24 protein-coding genes are annotated in these 20,716 nt (G+C 38.7%); 7 read left to right on the forward strand and 17 right to left on the reverse strand.

Features of this window, described 5'->3' with window-relative positions:
- Positions 1-30 precede the first annotated feature (30 nt).
- The 3 genes from ACHUFV_RS14610 to ACHUFV_RS14620 all read right to left on the reverse strand — a co-directional run bounded on the left by ACHUFV_RS14610 (position 31) and on the right by ACHUFV_RS14620 (position 3,632).
- A complete protein-coding gene (locus ACHUFV_RS14610; protein ID WP_394235354.1) occupies positions 31-1,986 on the reverse strand; it encodes a TRAP transporter permease in 1,956 nt (651 codons plus the stop codon).
- The gene (locus ACHUFV_RS14615; RefSeq protein ID WP_394235356.1) at positions 1,979-2,497 is read right to left on the reverse strand and encodes a DUF1850 domain-containing protein; all 519 of its coding nucleotides are present in this window, start codon (positions 2,495-2,497) and stop codon (positions 1,979-1,981) included. Before ACHUFV_RS14615 ends, ACHUFV_RS14610 begins: the two co-directional genes overlap by 8 nt.
- Positions 2,498-2,630: 133 nt before the next feature.
- Positions 2,631-3,632, reverse strand: a complete 1,002-nt coding sequence (locus tag ACHUFV_RS14620) for a TAXI family TRAP transporter solute-binding subunit (RefSeq protein WP_394235358.1) — start codon at positions 3,630-3,632, stop codon at positions 2,631-2,633.
- A gap of 213 nt (positions 3,633-3,845) precedes the next feature.
- Here ACHUFV_RS14620 and ACHUFV_RS14625 point away from each other — a divergent pair, with 213 nt between their 5' ends.
- From ACHUFV_RS14625 to ACHUFV_RS14635, 3 genes are all read left to right on the forward strand, one after another.
- Positions 3,846-4,358 (forward strand): YjcG family protein, encoded by a 513-nt coding sequence (locus ACHUFV_RS14625; protein WP_394235360.1) that lies wholly within the window; start codon positions 3,846-3,848, stop codon positions 4,356-4,358.
- A gap of 4 nt (positions 4,359-4,362) precedes the next feature.
- Positions 4,363-4,800 (forward strand): GNAT family N-acetyltransferase, encoded by a 438-nt coding sequence (locus ACHUFV_RS14630; RefSeq protein WP_394235362.1) that lies wholly within the window; start codon positions 4,363-4,365, stop codon positions 4,798-4,800.
- 141 nt (positions 4,801-4,941) lie between these two features.
- Positions 4,942-7,221, forward strand: coding sequence for a UvrD-helicase domain-containing protein (locus ACHUFV_RS14635; RefSeq protein WP_394235364.1), 2,280 nt, complete (start codon positions 4,942-4,944; stop codon positions 7,219-7,221).
- A gap of 33 nt (positions 7,222-7,254) precedes the next feature.
- Here ACHUFV_RS14635 and spoVIF read toward each other — a convergent pair whose 3' ends face one another.
- From spoVIF to ACHUFV_RS14670, 7 genes are all read right to left on the reverse strand, one after another.
- Positions 7,255-7,509: a sporulation-specific transcription regulator SpoVIF gene (spoVIF, locus tag ACHUFV_RS14640; protein ID WP_394235365.1), complete on the reverse strand. Its 255-nt coding sequence runs from the start codon at positions 7,507-7,509 to the stop codon at positions 7,255-7,257.
- 130 nt (positions 7,510-7,639) lie between these two features.
- On the reverse strand, positions 7,640-7,768 hold the full coding sequence (locus ACHUFV_RS14645) for a YjcZ family sporulation protein (RefSeq protein ID WP_394235367.1): 129 nt from the start codon (positions 7,766-7,768) through the stop codon (positions 7,640-7,642).
- A 140-nt stretch (positions 7,769-7,908) separates the two neighbouring features.
- A complete protein-coding gene (gene spoVAE, locus ACHUFV_RS14650; protein WP_071393934.1) occupies positions 7,909-8,265 on the reverse strand; it encodes a stage V sporulation protein AE in 357 nt (118 codons plus the stop codon).
- Positions 8,266-8,292: 27 nt separating this feature from the next.
- On the reverse strand, positions 8,293-9,303 hold the full coding sequence (gene spoVAD, locus ACHUFV_RS14655; RefSeq protein WP_394235370.1) for a stage V sporulation protein AD: 1,011 nt from the start codon (positions 9,301-9,303) through the stop codon (positions 8,293-8,295).
- A complete protein-coding gene (gene spoVAC, locus ACHUFV_RS14660) occupies positions 9,303-9,779 on the reverse strand; it encodes a stage V sporulation protein AC (RefSeq protein ID WP_394235372.1) in 477 nt (158 codons plus the stop codon). Before spoVAC ends, spoVAD begins: the two co-directional genes overlap by 1 nt.
- 17 nt (positions 9,780-9,796) lie before the next feature.
- On the reverse strand, positions 9,797-10,282 hold the full coding sequence (locus ACHUFV_RS14665) for a YhcN/YlaJ family sporulation lipoprotein (RefSeq protein ID WP_394235374.1): 486 nt from the start codon (positions 10,280-10,282) through the stop codon (positions 9,797-9,799).
- Positions 10,283-10,700: 418 nt separating this feature from the next.
- Positions 10,701-11,051 carry a DUF1360 domain-containing protein gene (locus tag ACHUFV_RS14670; RefSeq protein WP_394235376.1) on the reverse strand — a complete coding sequence of 117 codons (351 nt, stop codon included), beginning with the start codon at positions 11,049-11,051 and terminating at the stop codon, positions 10,701-10,703.
- 189 nt (positions 11,052-11,240) lie between these two features.
- Here ACHUFV_RS14670 and ACHUFV_RS14675 point away from each other — a divergent pair, with 189 nt between their 5' ends.
- Positions 11,241-11,753 (forward strand): CotY/CotZ family spore coat protein, encoded by a 513-nt coding sequence (locus ACHUFV_RS14675; protein ID WP_394235378.1) that lies wholly within the window; start codon positions 11,241-11,243, stop codon positions 11,751-11,753.
- 79 nt (positions 11,754-11,832) lie between these two features.
- On the opposite strand, the gene ACHUFV_RS14680 is transcribed toward ACHUFV_RS14675, so the two are convergent.
- The 3 genes from ACHUFV_RS14680 to ACHUFV_RS14690 form a co-directional block, all read right to left on the reverse strand.
- Positions 11,833-12,468 carry a CotO family spore coat protein gene (locus tag ACHUFV_RS14680; protein WP_394235380.1) on the reverse strand — a complete coding sequence of 212 codons (636 nt, stop codon included), beginning with the start codon at positions 12,466-12,468 and terminating at the stop codon, positions 11,833-11,835.
- Between the two features lie 162 nt (positions 12,469-12,630).
- Positions 12,631-13,404, reverse strand: a complete 774-nt coding sequence (fabI, locus tag ACHUFV_RS14685) for an enoyl-ACP reductase FabI (protein WP_394235382.1) — start codon at positions 13,402-13,404, stop codon at positions 12,631-12,633.
- 112 nt (positions 13,405-13,516) lie between these two features.
- Positions 13,517-15,373 (reverse strand): monovalent cation:proton antiporter family protein, encoded by a 1,857-nt coding sequence (locus ACHUFV_RS14690; RefSeq protein ID WP_394235384.1) that lies wholly within the window; start codon positions 15,371-15,373, stop codon positions 13,517-13,519.
- A gap of 284 nt (positions 15,374-15,657) precedes the next feature.
- Between ACHUFV_RS14690 and prpE the strand changes: the two genes are divergently transcribed.
- Positions 15,658-16,398, forward strand: coding sequence for a bis(5'-nucleosyl)-tetraphosphatase PrpE (prpE, locus tag ACHUFV_RS14695; RefSeq protein WP_394235386.1), 741 nt, complete (start codon positions 15,658-15,660; stop codon positions 16,396-16,398).
- Positions 16,399-16,436: 38 nt separating this feature from the next.
- On the opposite strand, the gene ACHUFV_RS14700 is transcribed toward prpE, so the two are convergent.
- The 4 genes from ACHUFV_RS14700 to ACHUFV_RS14715 all read right to left on the reverse strand — a co-directional run bounded on the left by ACHUFV_RS14700 (position 16,437) and on the right by ACHUFV_RS14715 (position 19,289).
- On the reverse strand, positions 16,437-17,339 hold the full coding sequence (locus ACHUFV_RS14700; RefSeq protein WP_394235388.1) for an RluA family pseudouridine synthase: 903 nt from the start codon (positions 17,337-17,339) through the stop codon (positions 16,437-16,439).
- A gap of 33 nt (positions 17,340-17,372) precedes the next feature.
- On the reverse strand, positions 17,373-18,170 hold the full coding sequence (locus ACHUFV_RS14705) for an NAD kinase (RefSeq protein ID WP_394235390.1): 798 nt from the start codon (positions 18,168-18,170) through the stop codon (positions 17,373-17,375).
- A gap of 27 nt (positions 18,171-18,197) precedes the next feature.
- Positions 18,198-18,839: a GTP diphosphokinase gene (gene yjbM, locus ACHUFV_RS14710; protein WP_394235392.1), complete on the reverse strand. Its 642-nt coding sequence runs from the start codon at positions 18,837-18,839 to the stop codon at positions 18,198-18,200.
- Between the two features lie 75 nt (positions 18,840-18,914).
- Positions 18,915-19,289 (reverse strand): UPF0738 family protein, encoded by a 375-nt coding sequence (locus ACHUFV_RS14715; protein ID WP_394235393.1) that lies wholly within the window; start codon positions 19,287-19,289, stop codon positions 18,915-18,917.
- A gap of 171 nt (positions 19,290-19,460) precedes the next feature.
- Between ACHUFV_RS14715 and ACHUFV_RS14720 the strand changes: the two genes are divergently transcribed.
- A complete protein-coding gene (locus ACHUFV_RS14720; protein ID WP_394235395.1) occupies positions 19,461-20,045 on the forward strand; it encodes a CYTH domain-containing protein in 585 nt (194 codons plus the stop codon).
- 53 nt (positions 20,046-20,098) lie between these two features.
- Positions 20,099-20,701 carry a lytic transglycosylase domain-containing protein gene (locus ACHUFV_RS14725; RefSeq protein WP_394235397.1) on the forward strand — a complete coding sequence of 201 codons (603 nt, stop codon included), beginning with the start codon at positions 20,099-20,101 and terminating at the stop codon, positions 20,699-20,701.
- Positions 20,702-20,716: the final 15 nt, after the last annotated feature.

A 20,716-nucleotide genomic window follows, 5' to 3' on the forward strand; every position in this document is an offset into this window, starting at 1 on the left:
CAGAGAGTTCAATTCTCCGGTGCTTTTTTATCATCCTGAAACCTGAGCCTTAGGTGTACTATGGCCCTTGAATATAAACTGTATAACTATCAACGCAGCAAATATGGCAAAACCGATGATATCCGTTACTCCACCTGGGTGAATTAGCAACAAGCCTGCCACAATTGCAGGAATGCGCTCATACCAATAAATCTTTCGATACCAATGCCCCACAACACCTGCCCCAATTGCTATCATGCCGGCAAAGGCTGAAATGGTAATCCATAAAACTTGGTACCAGGTTGTGTCAATCATGAGGAGTTCCGGAGAAAAAACAAACATATACGGAATAATAAATGCTGCTATAGCCAGTTTTGTTGATTCTATGCCAGTCTTAATGGGTTCCCCGCCTGAAATTGCGGCCGCTGCAAAAGCAGCTAATGCTACAGGCGGTGTTATATCAGCAATGATGCCAAAGTAGAATACAAAGAGATGTGCTGATAAATCCGGTACACCCAGCATAATAATGGCTGGTGCTGCAATCGTTGAAGTAATGACATAATTTGCAGTTGTCGGTGCACCCATTCCCAATATTAGTGAGGCAACCATTGTCAATATCAATGTAGGCAGCAAAGCTCCACCTGCAATGTCCAGTAGACCATTTGCCAGCTTCAAACCAAGTCCTGTCTTTGTCACAACGCCGACAATGATCCCGGCAGCAGCTGTGGCAGCTGCTACACCGAGCGCTGTTCTCGCACCATCGACTAACGCATCAATAATCCCTCTAATTCCGATTCTCGTTTCCTTATTAAACGCACTTACCACAATGGAAATGACAATGGAATAAAGTGCTGCAAGCATAACCGACATACCTGTCATAAGGAGAACAATAATTGCGATAATGGGGATTAGCAAGTAGGATTTCCGTAAAACCTCTTTCTTGTCTGGCATCTCTTCCTTTGTTAATCCGCGTAAACCCGTTCGTTTTGCTTCAAAATGAGTAACAATCCATATGCCGGCAAAATAAAGAATGGCTGGGATCGCAGCTGCCAAGGCAATTTCCGCATAAGGAATGCCAATAAACTCAGCCATTAAAAAGGCCGCTGCTCCCATTACCGGCGGCATCAGCTGACCACCGGTTGAGGAGGCTGCTTCAACGGCACCGGCAAACTCCTTACGGTAACCAAGGTTCTTCATCATGGGGATGGTAAACGCACCGCTTGTCACGACATTGGCAACCGAACTTCCGCTGATTGTCCCTTGTAAAGCACTCGAGAAAACCGCAACCTTTGCAGGACCGCCAATACTACGTCCGGCAATGGCTATCGAGAGATCATTAAAATATTCTCCGACACCCGTTTTAATTAAAAAGGAACCGAATAACAAGAATAAGAAAATAAAGGTGGACGAGACCGCTAACGGTGTACCTAAAATACCTTCGGTTGTATAAAACATCGTCTGTACAAGTCTATCCAGCTCTAAACCACGATGCGCAAGCGGTCCTGGCATATAGGGTCCATAGATCGCATAACCAAGAAAAATTATGGCTATAATCGTTATCGGCAAACCAACAGTCCGTCTTGTTGCTTCAAGAACCAATAGAATCGCTAGCAAACCAACAATAAAATCGACCTGTGTTAAGCGGCCCACTCGGTTTACCAGATCATCAATCATTAACGGCCAGTAAGCTCCCACTATAACCGACAAGAGGGCAAGAATCGTATCATACCAGGCAACCCTATTCCGTCTGCCTGCATTCTTTTTTCTCACAGGAAAAAGTAAAAAAATTAATGCCAACGCAAAGCCAAGGTGAATGGTTCGCTGAAGCTGTGCCGTTAAAACACCAAATACCGATGTATAGACTTGAAAAAGTGAAAAGGCCAAGAGTCCAAAGAAGACAATCCAGCCGACCATTCCCCTTAGTTTCCTAGTGCCTGCTTCAGGGTCGTATTTTTCAAGGAGCTGCTGCTGCTCCTCCTCAGAAAGTGTCTCATAATGTTTACTCAAGCATGTTCACTCCTTTCCATCTTTGCCATAAATTTATTCTTTCTATTTTTATCCGTACCCATGTTCCCGGCTCTATGACACGGGACAGTGGATATTCCTTTCCTTCAAAGATTACTGTATGATTAGCCCGTACTTTTCCAACACGAAGATCAAAGGATGGGAATCTTCTGTCCATATTTTTCAAATAGTACTTTCCATCCTTCTGTTCAAATATCTCTCCCTCTGATGCATTCTCGGGCATCCCAATGGCAAAATCCTCGTACATTAATTCATATTGCTTTATTTGCCTATCATTTGTAATTTCATAGCTTTCCACAACATCAGATAAATGAATCGAGTGGGTATACTTCATTTGAAAGGTTTCACCCTCTGAAATAGGGATATAGGCAAGTGTATTTCCGCTGTTTTGATATTGAAAAACAAGAGCATCTGAAATAGGAATGAATAGAAGAAGAAATATAAATAGGATAAAGGGTATTAAAAAGAGCAGATTGACAAACTTTCTCTTCATCATCGATCTCCCCTTCCCCTTTTTGAAAGACAAACAGCCGGCCTTTAACCAAATGATTGCAAGCCGGCCGTCCAATTGTAGAAGTACTTACTATTTATCTTCAATTGCTGGTGATTATTGTAACTCCTAACACCTATTCAGCTTTTACACCAATTTCATCAAAGTATTTCTTTGCTCCTGGGTGTACATCAATACCAACACCTTTTAAAGCATTCTCAGCTTTAATTAGTTTTGCTTTAGCATGTGTAACTTGATCAAGGTTTTCAAAAATGGCTTTTGTAATGTCGTAGACTACATCCTCAGATAGGTCATCTCTTACAACAAGCATCGCTTGTACAGCCACAGTTGAAACAGCTGCTTCTAGACCATAGGTCCCCTTTGCCACTTCATCTTGTACATAGTAAGGGTATTTTTTAATAAGCGCGTCAATTTTGTCTTGTTCAATCGGCACAATTACTATATCTTCAGTAGCCGACAAGCCTTCAACTGCACCTGTTGGGGTACCTGCAGTAACAAAGGCAGCATCAATAGTACCGTCCTGTATTCCTGCTGTGGATTCATCAAATGAAAGATCTTTCTTCTCAATATCATCAAATGTCATGCCGTACATTTCTAGAATTTGCTCGGCATTTGGGTTTGTACCAGATCCTGGTGCACCCACAGACACCTTTTTCCCTTTTAAATCCTCAACAGATTTAATACCAGATTTTTCAGTTGTAACAATTTGGATTGTCTCAGGGTAAAGGGTACCAATTGCTTGTACATTATCAATCTTTGCACCCTCAAACATCAATTTCCCTTCAGCAGCGTATGCAGCAATATCAGTTTGGGAGAATGCAATCTCTGCATTTCCATCTTTTAAAGTTGTCATATTTTCAGCTGATGCACCGGACGTCTCCGCATTTGTTTCAATCCCAGTTTCTTCTGAGATGATATTAGCAAAAGCACCGCCAAGTGGATAATATGTACCACCTGTCCCACCGGTTAGGATACTGATAAATTTTGGTTTTTTAGAACCTCCATCCTTATCAGTCGAATCCCCGCTTGTTTCTTCACTTGAACCGCTGCAGGCTGCCAAAATCAATGAAAGAGCTACAACTAGTACAGTCATCAGATAGGAAGTTTTTTTCTTCAAAAGATTTCCCCCTTTATTTTTTTAGAAAGTTAGGTAAAACACATAATATTCCTAATTTTCTAATTACAATTCTATGACATTTGTTAATTATTATGTCAATTTCAATAGATATTTCCCCGACATTTTGAATCTCTTCGCCACCCTTTTCATCTTCTTTATGTTAAAATCTATTAATAAAACGCTTATCAATCTTTCATAAACGGAGGTAAATAGATGAAATATGGTATTGTGATTTTCCCTGCAAAACCTTTACAAGATTTTGTTAATTCTTATAGAAAACGATATGACCCGCATTACACACACATACCTCCACATATCACATTAAAATCAGGCTTTGAAGCAGAAGAGCATGAAATCAATGACATCGTGCAAAAGCTTCATGTCGTTGCACAAAAAATTGAACCCTTTGACATTACCATTACAAAGTTTAGTTCTTTTAAACCGGTGAATAATGTCATTTATCTAAAAATTGATCCAAGGGATAGCTTAGAAAACCTTCACAATGAAATTGATACAAAGTTTCCAGGTCATGTATCCGAATATGTGTATGTTCCACATATTACGATCGGCCAAAAGCTCACGAATGATGAACATTCTGATGTATTTGGCTCATTACAAATGCTAAAAGTAAATTTTCAAGATAAAGTAGATCGTTTTCATCTTTTGTACCAGCTGGAAAATGGATCTTGGACTGTATATGAAACATTTCATCTTAGAAAGGAATAAAACAATGAAGAGTAACTTACTAGATGTACAAATAATCAGCAATCAGCAGCAGCAGAATGATGCTTTCGCTATTCGAAAAAAAGTCTTTGTTGAGGAACAACAGGTGCCTCCAGAAGAGGAGATAGATAAGCTCGAATCAGAATCCACGCACTTCATTCTTTATATTAATGAAGAACCTGCCGGAGCAGGGCGATTCAGAACAGTGGACGGATATGGCAAGGTTGAACGAATATGTGTGTTAAAGGATTACCGTGGCACTGGTGCTGGTAAAGCGATCATGGAAAAAATAGAAGCCTACGCAAAAAAAGAAGGCTTCACACGCTTAAAACTCAATGCCCAAACACATGCAATTCCTTTTTATAGCCGATTAGGATATGAGGTTACCTCGGAAGAATTTCTCGATGCTGGAATCCCCCATAAAACAATGATGAAAGAAATTTAAACCCTGCTTATGCAGGGTTTTTTAGTAGTGATTGAACATACCAAACAAATCCTTTTTCAAAATCTGCCTTTTGTCCAAGTTCAATTTTTGATATGATTAAATTTGTCTTATTTATAGATTTATAAAGGATGAGTAATAAATATGAAAACAGCTAAAAAAGGGAATCAAACCATCAATCTTTATGATACAGATCGATCATCCTATCAGCGTATATATAGTGAAGGAAAAAAGGGACAGTTAGAATGTCCTATATGCTCAGAAAAAGTTCGACTATTTTTAGGGATTAATGAGGAACCTTATTTTCAGCATATCCATACGAAGAATCCAGCCTGTAAAGATGCTGAAACAGAAGTGCAGTCTGAAGCTGATATCGAAAAGGAAATAAACGGCTTTCGTATCCCCTCTTCTCGAGTCATAACATTGTCAAAAAACAACCGAATCAGCTTTAAATCTGCTAAGGCTGTCGCTCAGCTTCCCCCATTTAGTATAAATGAAAAAGCGATATCTACCATACATTCTCCATATATACAGGCACTTCAGGAGGCTAATATTTATTTAGATGCTAACCAGGCAGAAGCGGTTATCCATTCAAACGGGGCGCTACTTGTACTTGCCGGCGCAGGCAGCGGAAAGACACGAGTGTTGACTGCAAGGACAGCTTATTTGCTAACAGAACAAAAAGTAGAAGCGAATAGAATTATGCTTGTTACGTTTACAGCTAAGGCGGCTGCAGAAATGAAAACAAGACTATTAAACTATCCTCATATTGTTAAAAACCAGATTAATCGGCTTGTCACAGGTACATTTCATAGTATTTTCTATCGAATACTTTCACATCATTATCCTGAAAAGTGGAATAGCCATAGGCTTTTAAATATCGAATGGCAGCGCAGGCAAATAATAAAGGATGCGGGCAGAGAATTAGATCTTGATGAGAAAGAGTTTGCCTATGACGCAGCACTTCAGCAAATTGGCTATTGGAAGAATTCATTGAGGAACCCGCAGCAGGTTAAGGCCGAAACAAGCTGGGATGAAAAAGCATTGTTTTTATATGAGCGATATGAACAATTTAAAAAGCAAAAAGAGCTGTTCGATTTTGATGATATGCTGACAGGATGTTACCAGTTATTTCAAGAGGAACCAGATTTACTTGAACGCTATCAGGATCGATTTGATTATTTTTTAATCGATGAGTTTCAGGATGTAAATAAGGTTCAGTATGAGCTAATAAAAATGTTGTCCACTAAAAAGAAAAATGTATGTGTTGTTGGAGACGATGATCAATCCATTTATGCTTTTCGCGGAAGCGACCCACAATATATCCGGTACTTCGAGAGAGACTTTCCGCAGGCCGATGTGGTTCTGTTAAATGAAAATTACCGCTCCTCACATTCCATTGTTGAGGCTGCTAATAAAATTATTGTCGCAAATAAACATCGCCGGCCAAAGCAAATGCATGCACAATTTACAAATGATCATGCACCCGTTATCTTCTTCCCTGATGATGAAGAAGAGGAAGCAACCATGATTGTTACAGATATAGGTGAAAAAATTGCAGCTGGTGCAGAACCTGGTGACTTCGCCATTCTCTTTCGTACAAATACTGCCTCGAGGGCTGTATTTGAAAGACTGACAACCTCCAGTCTGCCATTTAGAATCGATCAGGACATCGATTCATTTTATGAGCGCTTTGTGATTAAAAGCATGCTGTCCTTTTTAAAATTATCATTGAATGAAGATAATCAGCATGCATTGGCTAACATTTTGCCATCCCTTTTTCTTAAGCAAAGTGTAATGACAGATATAAAAGCTGAAAGTATTTTGAATGACTGTACCCTGCTCGAATGTATTGGAAATGTGAAGACAAACTTCTCTTTTCAAGAAAAAAAGCTTAAAAAAGTAGCCCCCGTTATTCGCTCGCTTATTCCAAAGACACCACTTGATGCGATTGAAACCATTGAGAGGGAACTGGGCTTTCAAGAGTTTCTTAAAAAACGGGGAAATGAAGGAAATCAGTGGGATAAAGGGTCAGACGATATTCGCGATCTCAAAGTAGCTGCGAAAAACTTTACTTCGATTCGTGATTTTCTTGATCACGCTGACCATATGGCTGCTATGAATAAAGAAATGAAACAGCAAAGTAAACAACGTAATAATGCTATTACCTTAAGTACAATCCATCGTGCAAAAGGACTGGAATATAGGATTGTTTATGTCATTGGGACTGTTGATGGCAGCATCCCGCACGATTATGCGCTTGAATCTCTCCGTACCGGTGACAGCGAGCCCCTTGAGGAGGAAAGACGGCTGTTATATGTCGCTGTAACAAGAGCAAAAGAGGAATTATTCCTTTCTGTCCCACAAAACAGGCGTGGGAAGAAAGCAAACCCCTCTCGTTTCTTGACTTCCATTCGTTATTAAAAGCTGCCCGCTACGGACAGCTTTTTTCATTTCTTATTTTCTATTAATCATTTTAGAAATTGTATTGATATCAAGCTGTTTGCCGTCCTTAACGATAGACTCAACAATTTTATCTTCTGTGTCCTGAGAAACTGGTTTATTGGCAATTTGCGCTACGCGTCTTACCACATTACGAACGGTTTTTTCATCTTTAAAATTTGCGTTTTGTAGTGAGTTCGCTAAATCTAAAATATCCTTCATATTGACGCCTGTTTTTCTCTCGATATTCTTAAAGAATTGATTATCCATTTTAAATGATGCCTCCCTTTCAAGCCTTTTATATAGTATGAGGAGCAGGAAAAAATCGTGTCACCTTACCGAAAAACCACAAAAAAAGCCGCTCAAATCCATGAGCGGCTTTCACTTCTACATAAGTTCATTAGTTGTAGAAGCTTGCACCAACAATAATTAAAAGAATAAACAACACAACGATTAAAACAAATGTGCTGCCGCCATAACCATAGCCACCACCGTAGCCGTAGCCACCGCCGAATCCGCATCCGTACATATCCATTCACCTCACTTAAAAATGGAGTCACTATAAAATATGTACGGGATTGGAAAAGGTGAGGGCAAGCTAAAAAAATAAAAGCTTGAAGCTGAATCCATTTTTTCCATAACTTTGAAAAAAGGACCAGCCCAAGCTATTTACCCTTTTGGTTTAAACATTAATGCCCCCAAAAATCCAAATACGATGGCCGCTGAAATACCTGCGCTTGTCACCTCAAACATACCGGTTAGCACACCTACCAATCCATGCTGCTCGGCCTCCTGCAATGCACCATGAACAAGGGAGTTTCCAAAGCTTAGGATGGGTACGGTTGCCCCCGCACCGGCAAAATCTACAAGTGGTTCATATAAACCTAAGCCATCTAGAATTGCTCCAATAACAACTAATAGGCTTAAGGTGTGGCCAGGGGTTAATTTTGCTACATCAAATAATAATTGACCGACTACACAAATAAGTCCGCCAACCACAAATGCCCAAAAAAACATTGGCAGCATTTTGCATTCTCCCTTCTATTACTCGTTTCATATTTCAATCGACACTGCATGTGCTATACATGGAATTGATTCACCCTGCTGAAAGCTCAACGGAGATAGCAATGCACCTGTCGCTACGAGCAGAATTCGTTTATAAATACCCTTTTTCATTTGATTCAATAAATGTCCATATAAAACGATTGCCGAACATCCTGCACCACTACCACCTGCCTGCACTGGCTGATCCTCTTTATAAAGCATCAGTCCGCAGTCAAGGAAGCGGTTAGGGTCCATTTTTAAGCCATTGGTCTCTAATAAATCCAGTACGGTTTCCCGGCCAACTCTAGCTAAATCACCTGTTACAATTAAATCATAATGTGATGGCTCAAGCTGCAAATCCTTTAAATGAGCAGTAATGGTATCGGCAGCTGCCGGTGCCATGGCTCCACCCATATTAAACGGATCCGTCAGCCCCATATCAATAACCTTTCCGATGGTCGCTGATGTTGTGTAGGGCAGATTCTCCCCATTCTTTTTATCTGTTACTAGCGCAACTCCAGCACCTGTTGCCGTCCATTGTGCTGTCGGCGGTTTTTGACCGCCATATTCTGTGGGGTAACGGAATTGCTTTTCTGTTGCAGCGTTATGGCTTGATGCACCTGTTAATACATTCTTCGCACCTTTGTAATTTACCATAAATGATGCCAATGCCAGTCCCTCCATGGACGTTGAACAAGCACCAAAAAGACCAAAGTAAGGAATCTGAGCAGTTCTTGCAGCAAAACTAGTTGGAGTGATTTGATTAATTAAATCCCCGGCAATTAAAAATTGAACATCCTCTTTTTGTATGTTTCCTTTTTGCATCACGGTTTGAATAGCTTCTTCAATCAGTACCCGCTGTGCTTTTTCGTAAGAGTCCTGCCCCATCCATAAATCATCATGCAGGATATCAAAATCTTCAGCTAAGTGACCATTGGCTTCAAACGGACCGCCTGATACTCCAGTTGCAGCTATGACAGGATGCTGCTGAAAGATCCAAGATTGTTTCCCAACGAGCATTAGATTACACCCCACATAATTAGTAATGTTTTAATTAGCGCGACAACGAATGCAGCAAAAACACCAAACAGAATGACGGAACCTGCAAGCTTGAACATATTCCCACCAACACCAAGAACAAAACCTTCTGTCCGGTGTTCAATTGCAGCTGATATGACCGCATTACCAAACCCCGTTATTGGTACTGCACTACCTGCCCCGGCAAATTGCCCAATTCGGTCGTAAAAGCCAAAACCCGTCATCAGCATGGCTAGAAAAATCATCGTTGCGACAGTTGGGTTACCTGCTGTCTGCTCGGTGAAATTAAAGAAATAAATATAAAAGTAACTGATTGCTTGCCCAATGGTACAAATAAATCCCCCAACAAAAAATGCTTTCAAGCAGTTTTTAAAAATGGGTCGTTTTGTTTCATGTTTTTGCTGCAGCTGCTCATACTGCTGCTGCTCCGGCGTCTTTTTCTGCTTTTTATTCCCCATTCACTCCATCTCCTTTCTTATGTCAATTCTTTTTTAAGCTTAATAATTCTTTCAAACTCCTGATCGGCTTTTTCCTCTGAGAAATTAGTATCCTTCATCTTTTCCTCTAGTCTGACAGCCTCTAGGAATATTTTATAATCGCTCGAAACAATAAAATTCTCATCAGGATATTCTTTCTCCAACTTTTCATTGACTTCCTTTTCAATCTTTTTCATATGAAATCGCTGCAAATGCTTAACCTTGTACACCACAAGAATGTGCTTCTTTCCTTTGATCACAGCGACATCATAAAGATCCTTATGTGCTTCAATATTTTTTTCAATATCTGTAATCAGTTCTTCTCCTTTCGAATCTGAAGCCACCGTTCTCGGAGTAGGATTTGTAGCTTTTAGCAATACCATATAATCCTTGCTCGTCTGATTTTGCGGGATATTACAACCTGTCACGATTAAGGCCAGACATTGAATAATGAAAACGTGTAGTATCAACTGTTTAATTTTCATTTGCGACCCTTCCTATGTAAAGTTACTTACTTGATGTATATATTTTCTTCCTAATAATCAAATTTATGATGGTTTGCACTACAAAAATAATTTCCAATCAAAGGAGTGAAATGCACCTTCGATTATTCTTCTCAGAAAAAAATAGCATCTGAACCCAGATACTACTTTTTTCACTACCTTAATGAACTTTTTTAAGATTTCATGTATATTTTGTTTTAGCTAGATTTTTTCTTACCACATCCGCAGCCTTTCTTCTTTGTAGCAGATTGTGTGCTTCCGCTTTTCGCATTTTGGGACGATGCGTTTTTCTTCCAGGATTGACTCATAAAGCTATCCTCCCTTCACATATTTTCCACTCTATATAGTAGTTTATGCTGGAAAGAATAGCTTGTGTAAATCAGGTGCCTACCATTACGACTTAGAGCCATAATTGAATAGCTGTTTCGATTATAGCCGCGAGCCCGCTTACTGCAAGTACCAATAATACTGGGACAGCAACGGAAGGAAATAATAAATAGATCGTACATAAAAAGATGGAAGACCATACACCCGTGCACCAATAGCAGCTTAATAATTCTCCTATAAATCCTTTCACTACACCTTGTTTTGGAACTAAATAAATTTCCTTTTGTCCGTTTTCATCTAATTCTTCTATTTCATCTATAAAATAATTCCGAATAAAAACAGTTATTTTATCAAATACGAACAATCTAGTAAGTCGAAAAGAAGATAACCCCAAAATAAGCAATTCTAGAAATGTGATATCCATGTATCATTCCCCCAAGGATTACTGTAGTTGGTCTAATCAAGTACAGATTGTAAGGCAGCAGCTGTCTTTACTACTGCTTTTACCAGCCCAATTTCGAAAAACAAGGCGTTTGTCCGTATCCCAAATTACCATCCAACAATATGTTATTAGTGTAGAAACACATAAGAAATAAATAAGGAGGAAAACATTATGGGTTGCGGAAGAAACGACGATGTATTAGGTACAACTGATACTAGTTCTAGAGGCTGTGTATGTGATGTAGTCCGCGCAATTAAAGATATTCAAGATAATGCGGAAGATGTTTGTGAATGTCCGACAAATTGTTTTCAAGAACCACTTGGAGCACTTGTTTCACCAGCTAGAAGATCAAATGCGGACACAAGAGTGTTTGTATTAAAAACAGCTGACGGTTCACCATTCCATGCATTCTTCAAAGCAAAAGATTGTGCGTGCGTATCAATCTTCTTTAGAGTAGAGGAAGTGTTTGATAACTGCTGTGCTACACTAAGAGTGATCAAACCAATCAAAAGGGAAAACGGCCAAATGACTACTCTTGATATGGTGAAAAACTGCTGCATCGATTTAGGTTCATTCTGTGATTTATGCGGATTTGAAAGCACGAATGACTGTATTACTGTTGACTTAAATTGCTTCTGTGCAGTTCAATGTATCGCTGACGTAGATCTTGGCATTTGTGAATAAACAATAAACCACGATTCAGTCCGATAAAATAAAAGAGGCCAGCAACCACGCTGGCTTCTCTACATACAATGCCAGTTAATTATTGTAAACCAAGCATTTTCACGTCTGTAATTTGGTCAAGTGGAATATCCATGATTTTGTCATTAAACAATTTAATTTCAATTGAGTCCTCTGTTTTACTTAATAAAAAACCTCTCACAGAGGTGCTACCTGTCGCAAAAATACACGGTACCGGTGGCAGAAGCTTCGGAAAATGCTCCAAATAATTGAGCTTTTCTATCGTATTCATTTCTTTAAAGCTTTTCACTCGTTTAAAGGAATAGGAATGTTGTTTACCCTTCGATTCTGAAGGCTCCTCTTTTTCCTGGCTTTGATTATGATATTGGTTGATGACCTCCTGAACAGCTTTTCGATCGGGCACCTGCTTTTGCTGTTTCTTTTCCGTATTACTATCCTGATTTACTTGCTGTTCTATTGCCTTTACTTGCTTTTTTCCTTCAACCGCTTTTTCAGCTTCATTCTCTTGCAGCTCTGCTGTTGGATTCGGAATGGACTCAAGCTCGCTTTCTAATTCGGGAAGCTGCGCTATTGTAGCTTTATCCCGCTTCTGTTTAGACATTTTTACGATATATGTTTGCTGCATATCCACCTTTGGGTATGCAAAATCGGGTTGTTGAATATAAAGGAGCGGATCCCGCGATTGATTTTCAGGCATACTACTCTCCTCCTCTAAGGAATCTATGTATAATTTTATGCAATAAAGAAAATTTGGTTTCTTTATTCCGCATAAATATATAAAAAACTTATGAAGACAGCAAAAAAAGACCTGTCATCCTTTTTAAAGGGATAGCAGGTCTTGTCTTTTAATTATTTCATCTTATCCTAAAATGTGGTATCCGGAATCCACGTGAAGGTTTTCTCCTGTAATACCTCTAGCCATATCACTGAATAGGAATACGGCCGTATCGCCAACCTCTTCAGGAGTTGTAGTTCTGCGTAATGGTGCACGCTCTTCAATAACATTCAAGATGGAATTGAAATCGCTGATTCCTTTTGCAGATAATGTTCGAATTGGTCCTGCAGAAATTGAATTAACACGAATATTATCTTTTCCAAGGTCTGCTGCCAAGTATCTTACACTTGCATCAAGAGAAGCTTTTGCAACTCCCATTACATTATAATTTTGCACTACTTTCTCACCGCCAAGGTAAGTGAGTGTCACAATACTGCCTCCTTCTATCATTAATGAACGCGCTTCTTTTGCAACTGCTGTTAAAGAGTAAGAGCTGATATTATGCGCTAAAAGAAAGCCGTCACGTGTTGTATTCATGTACTCGCCATCAAGCTCTTCTTTATGAGCGAACGCAATACAATGTGCCAATCCATGAATCGTACCAACTTTTTCTTTAATATCCTGGAAGCATTGTGCAATATCCTCATCCTTTGTCACATCACAAGGAAGGACAAGGGTATCGGGGCTTTCTAAGGACTCTGCTAACTCCCTTACACTTTTCTCAAGACGTTCTCCAGCATATGTAAAAATTAACCGAGCGCCTGCATTATTCAATGAACGGGCAATTCCCCAGGCAATGCTACGTTTATTTGCAACACCCATGACAACAAATGTTTTACCAGCTAAACTTATCGTCATTTCTTTAACCTCCATTATTATAACAAGTTATTAGTACCTAGTACTAACTTTACTACAGTTTAGTTAAAAAGGGAAGAAGGAAGCTCATAAAACATCATGAACTTCTTTTTAATTAATAGTAAAGTCCGAACTGAAGCTCTTGTTTCAATTCCTCTACATACTCCTTCATACCTGTTACAATTAAACGATCTCCTATATGCAGCTCTGTTTCTCCATGTGGTACAATGGAGTCTTTGCCACGAAAGATACGGACAAAAATAACGTCACCGGTAAAAGGAAATTCACGTAATGTCATACCTTCAAACCGATTATTTGTTAAATTAATTTCGTATAATGCTGATTCTTGGTTTGTTAAAATATTCATCACATGTGGTGATTCAATGAGTGCACGTAATAATGTTTTCGTTGAAAGCAGTACCGAAAACACTTCCACTCCCTTTTCCTTTAAATCCGCCTCAAGGTCTTGGCTTTCGATACGGCATATGACTCGTTCTACACCTTTTTCCTTTAGCATTGAACCCAGCTCAGCATTGATCCTTTCATCACCAGTTGTAATAACTGCTATATCTACTTCATAAACATCAGTTTCGTTTAATGCGTCAACTGAAAAGTCTTCTATCTCAGTAATGTCAAACAACGAAGGACTAATAGCATTATCAGATTTGCCCTGTGTTTTATGGTAAAGAGTTGGTTCAAATGCTCCTGTTTTCAACTCTGAATATACTGGAAGAGTGAACTGGTTTGCACCAATAATAGCCACTCTCGTTTTTTTAATATGCTCCGCTTCAAATGGAAATAACTTTTTAAAGGCAATAGGAGTAAAAATAGACGTAATAACAGCTACTAATATAAACATTCCTCCCATTTCCTTTGTAATGACACCTATTCTCTCACCGATTGTTGCTGCAGCTATGACAAGCGATAAAGTGGACGTCAATAAAAAACCAGAAGCCACAACCGTTTTGACGTCATACCAAATTTTCAGTAAATATACCGGGATGATTTTTGAAATGAATAAGGCAATCAACAATAATGGAATAAGCAGCAGGAGCTTCGGATCACCAAATAATGACCATATATCCAAATCAACACCAACCATCACAAAAAAGATGGGAATTAAAAACCCATAACCAAAGGAGTCAAGCTTATGAACTAATTCAGGATTTGGTGACATGAGTGAAACAAGGACACCAGCGAGGAAAGCTCCTAGTATATTTTCGGCCCCTACCGTCTCAGAAATAGCAACAAGCACAATGATTAAAGTAAATACTCCTCTTGTTCCAATTTGCACTGTCCCAGTTGCCATTGTTTCTAAAAAGGTTCGGTTCTTAAACAGTTTTACGACAAAGTAAAGAATTACTCCAGCACCAAATAAAACAAGGAGCAGCCAGGTGTTCCCGCCACCTTCCTTTAACGAAACAAATACAGCTAAAAGAATCATCGTAACAAGATCAGCAATAACAGCAACCAATAATATGATCTGTCCGATAGCGGTTTTCATTAGATGTGCTTCCTTTAACGTCGGAACTACCACACCTAAGGAAATAGTAGAAATAATTAAAGTCATGAGTAGTGCATTATCGATAAAACCAGTTAACACAAACAAATACGATAATAGCAATGAAATGATAAAAATACCGCTAAATATAATAGTGGAAGCAAGAAATGTATTTGGCTCAAACTTGCCATTCGGTAGCTTTGATCGTTTATTTCCCGCTGAAAAAGCTTTAAAATCAATTTCAAGTCCACTTAAAAACATAAGGAAAATAAATCCAAGCGTAGACAATGTTTCAATCCACATATCCGATTCCACAAGATTAAATCCACTTTTTCCAATTAGTAACCCCATCAAAATTTCTGCCACCACAACTGGAATCACCGTCAGTCTTAATCGGTGTAATAATAAAGGTGTTAAAAAAGCAACTAAAATGACAATTAATAAAGAAGTAACAGATAATCCATGTTCCATACAAAGCCCCCTTACCAAATTTTTAGCAAATGAAAGTAATCCAGAATTCACTGAATTCTACAGTCAATCTTATCTATTTTAACTTTTTAACATAAAAGAGTTAATATTGCTAGAAATAAGGAATACTCTATATCAAGTAATTGACAAATACGATACTATTTAACACAGAATTGAACATATTAAGAAAGAATAGGAAAACTGCGAAGATACTAGCATACTTGTTTGTCCTGTAAAATCATTCGATTTTTAGCTGAATCTACTGTAGTGCAAAGGAGGGATTTAACTTGAAAGTAGATATTATTGGAGACATTCACGGCTGTTTCAAGGAACTCCATGATGTAACTGTCAAGCTGGGGTATACCTGGACAAATGGGATTCCAATACATCCTCAGAACCGAAAGCTTGCTTTTGTCGGCGATTTAACCGATCGTGGACCAGAGTCTATCCGTGTCATTAACACAGTGTTCTCCCTTATACAAAAGGATTTGGCCTATTATGTACCAGGTAATCATTGTAATAAGCTTTATCGTTATTTTCTGGGCAATAAGGTGCAAATCACACATGGATTAGAAACAACTGTAGCTGAATATGAAATCCTTGAAAGAAAAGAACAGCAAAAGGTTCGAAGAGCATTTATGCAATTATATGAAAATGCTCCCTTATATAACGTCCTTGATAATGGGAAACTTATCATCGCACATGCGGGAATCAGCGAGGAATTAATTGGAAAGCAAAATTCGAGAGTTAAAACATTTGTACTATATGGTGATATAACCGGTGAAAAACATGCGGACGGATCGCCAGTAAGAAAGGACTGGGCGTTGGAGTATCATGGCAATGCCTTTATTGTGTATGGCCATACACCTGTAACAGAAGTACGAAAAGTTGGCAATACATACAATATTGATACAGGAGCAGTTTTCGGCGGTAAACTTTCTGCATTAAGATATCCGGAATTTGAAATAATGTCTGTACCTTCTTCCATGCCATTTGTACCTGAAAAGTTTCGTGAGATAAACACCTAAAAGCCGGCGATATGCCGGCTTTTAGGTGTTTATCTCCTTTAACGATTTCCTGCTGTTATTAAAAGGCTTTGCATATCCGAAGGCAGATCCGCTGTAAATTCATACGGTCTCCCTGAAATCGGATGATTAAATACAATCTTACGGCAATGAAGAGCCTGCCTTTGGAGCAGATTGGTTGATCCCCCATAAAGGTCGTCACCAACTAATGGATGTCCAATATAGGAGAGATGGACTCGAATTTGATGCGTTCTGCCCGTCTCCAGCCCTAGCCGCAGCCATGTAAATTGGGGAAACGACTGAATAACCTGGTAATGAGTCAAGGCATATTGCCCATCACTTCTTACTTCCCGTTCAATAATACTGTCTTCTTTTCGGCCAATCGGCTCCTCAATTTTCCCTGTTGCTGCTTTCAATACACCCTCTGCAAAAGCCTCATAAGTTCTTTTTATTTTGCCTGCTTTTTGCTCGTTACTCAGTAAATGATGGATATGACGATGCTTAGCTATTAAAACAAGTCCAGATGTATTCCGGTCCAGTCTCGTGACAATATGTGTGGTTGCCTGCAATTCAATCTGACGAAAATAGCCAATCAATGCGTTAGCCAAACTTCCTTTTGGATGCTCTCTAGAAGGGATCGTATTCATGTCAAAAGGTTTATTGACAATTAAGATAAAGTCATCTTCAAAAAGTATATCTAATGGGATATTTTCCCCAGCAAGTCCCAGACTAGGCTCCTCCGCTGGAAAATATACAGTTAATTGATCGTCAGACCTCAGGTAATAGCGAACATTAACATCCTGGCCATTTACAGCAATCCTGCCGCCTTTAAACTTAATATCTGTTAACGCTGTTTTAGAGATACTCTTTTCTTTTAGGAATTCTTTTATCATCTTACCTGCATCTTGGTTATCTATTACCCATTGCAGTACAAAACGTGACATAAATGAACCGCTCCTATTCCATTTCACATCGGGTTAGCTGTTTGAGATAAATGAATCATGTACTCTTTTCCAAAACGGAAATGGACGAAAACGTGCAAAACGAATTTTTCTGTCAGCGACCCTAAATTGTAGGGACTTCACATCTTTATGCAAAAGCGTGAGATGATCAATGGTAACATGAAAATCGCTTTGATTAACCGGTTTTAGCATGCAAGTATGATGTCCTGGCAGAATCAGTGGAGAACCTACTGTTCGAAACACACGATTATTGATTGACGCAATCTCAGTCAATTGTATCGCAGGAATAGCTGGATGGATAATCGCTCCACCCAACGCTTTATTATAGGCCGTACTTCCCGAAGGTGTGGAGATGCATAAACCATCCCCACGAAAACGTTCAAAATGCTGACCTCGTATCTCTACATCCATGACAAGTGATCCTTCAACGGATTTGACAGTTGACTCATTTAATGCAAGGTAGGATGATTCCCGCTCACCGTTTTGGTACCTGATGATGATTTCTAGCAATGGGTATTCAACAACCTGAAATGGTGTCTTCGCTATCGCAATAACGAGCTTTTCAATTTCCTCCGGAAGCCAGTCAGCATAGAAACCTAAATGTCCAGTATGAACACCGACAAAGGCTGTTTTATCTAGTCGGCTGCAATAACGGTGAAAAGCATAAAGCAGCGTGCCATCACCGCCAACAGAAATAACAATATCCGGCTGATCCTCATCATACTGTAAGTTAAAATCTAGTAAATACATTTTAATTTTATGCATGAGCGTGTTGGAGTTTGCATCGCCTTTTGAAGTGATCGCGAATTTCATAGGTTTAAGCTCCCTTTTCATCAACTTTTACTTGCTTCCCCCTTTTTGCTGGGACTCCTTCTTACTACTAAAAAATGCTTGGGCTTCTTGTATCTCACCTCTTATTAAGGACATTTCCTCATCCAGCCGGAAAGCAGCTTCTGCTGCTCTCTGCAGTCTCATTTGAATGTCCTTAGGGAACTGACCTTTGTATTTATAGTTCAATGAATGTTCAATCGTTGCCCAAAAATTCATTGCTAATGTACGTATTTGAATTTCAACCAGTATTTTCTTTTCTCCGTTAATCGTTTGAACCGGATATCTAATAACCATATGATAAGAACGATAGCCGCTCTTCTTTTTATTTGAAATATAGTTTCTTTCCTCAACAATTTCAAAGTCATTCCGTTTGCGAATCAGTTCAACTACTCTACTAATATCGTCAACAAACTGACACATCATTCTTAGTCCCGCGATATCCTGCATCTCTAATTCAAGCTTATCAAGCGGAATCCCTTTGTTGTGAGCTTTATCTAAAATACTGGCAATCGGCTTTACTCTGCCAGTTACAAATTCAATCGGTGAATGACTGGATTGCAATTGAAACTGCCCGCGCATTCCCTTTAATTTTACCTTTAGCTCCTCAACCGCTTGTTTATATGGAGATAAAAAGCTTTCCCAATCTTCCAAAAAAACACCACCCTATTAAGAAAAAGCGCAAGCACTTGCGCTAGACCACTAACCTTTTTAAAAATATTTACCTTTTTAATTTACAAAAACCGCCTCAACTTTGTTCATCATTTTTTCACCATAATTACTATTTCCTTTAATATTTTCAATTAAATACTCCAGCTCCTCCTGAAACTGTTCTAGTAGAAGCTGTTCTCTTCCGTTTGTAACCACAACAGGAAGAGAGTCAGAAATAACAGCCTTTAGAGTATTCCAAATAGTATCAGGCACTGAAATATATGTATAAGCATCATCATTTTCTAACAAATAGATAAATGATAAGCCCTCTGAATCAACTAGCATTTGCCCGCTTGGCTTTAAACCGCTTAGATCATCTTGGCTGTTTAGTTCGAGCTGAAGCTCGTTATTAGAATTAATTATTGCATTTGCTACTGTTATACGTTTCATCATGACGATAATTTCCTTCCTGTGATATTTCTTATTTTATCATATGAACATCTATTATACCCTAAAAATTGCCTTCACTACTTGAAAGAGAGATAATGAAAAAAAGCGGAAGCACCTTTTAGGTTCCAACTGTTACATAACATGTATGAATTAGTGGAGAAGGGAAAATAAGAGATGTCTCAGAATATTGAAATAGAATTTAAAAATATGTTAGAAAAAGAGGAATTCGATCGATTACTTACTAAATTTCATTTAACACCATTAGATTTTTTTAGACAAGAAAATCATTATTTTGATACAAAGGACTTCTCTTTAAAGCAAAAGGGCTGTGCGCTCAGAATTAGAGAGAAAAATGACAAATATGAAATGACACTTAAAGAACCACATCCTGATGGTTTGCTTGAAACGAATGAGATACTTACACAGGAATATGCACAAACGTTACTAAATAGAGGCCATATAAAGGATGGCATCATTAAAAGACAGATTTCCGAATTAGGAATTAACATGAATGACCTTTGCTATTTTGGCACTCTTATGACCGAGAGAGCAGAAATTCCTTATCATGGCGGGTTGCTTGTTTTGGATTCCAGTTCCTATTTAAATAACAAAGATTATGAGTTAGAATATGAGGTGAGTAATCGGGAATCTGGAATGGCTATTTTTCACCAATTATTGGGTGAAATGAAGATTCCGATTCGTAAAACAGATAACAAAGTGAAGCGTTTTTATGACGAATTAAAACGAATACACCCATAGTAGACTATGGACAAATAGATCAATTGCTGTTTAAATCATGGGGTGGAAAAGCAATGAATGTTAATCAGTTAAAAGCCATGCTGGAATTGCAGGCCTTGCAAAATTTGAATTTTAAGAATAAAACGGAACCAACTCAAACTAACTTTTTCAATGATTTATTGAACAGTTTCATATTAACAGAAGAAACACCTAATTCGACAGTGTTAGAGAATACCTTGAAAACGTCAGTAAATGCGGTTTCTATCATGCCAAAACAGTTGACAAAGCTTTCAGGCTCCGGTGAGAAATTTGAGAATATCATTAATGAGGCTGCTGAGCGATACCAAATTCCAGCCAAACTAATTCAGGCTGTGATCCAACAAGAATCCAACTTTAATCCGAATGCCATAAGCTCAGCCGGCGCAGGCGGACTCATGCAATTGATGCCGCAAACGGCCAAATCTCTTGGGATTGAAAATGTTTTTGATCCATATCAAAATATTATGGGCGGCAGTAAGTATTTAAGCCAAATGTTAACAAAATATGATGGTAATACTGAGCTAGCACTTGCAGCGTATAATGCCGGTCCTGGAAACGTAGACAAATATCAGGGAATTCCCCCTTTTAAAGAAACACAAAATTACGTACTAAAAGTAAAAAATCATTATTTGACATAATCTAAATCAGTAGGA

The organism is Niallia oryzisoli (assembly GCF_043641075.1).
GTDB classification, from domain to species: Bacteria; Bacillota; Bacilli; order Bacillales; family Cytobacillaceae; genus Bacillus_BD; species Bacillus_BD oryzisoli_A.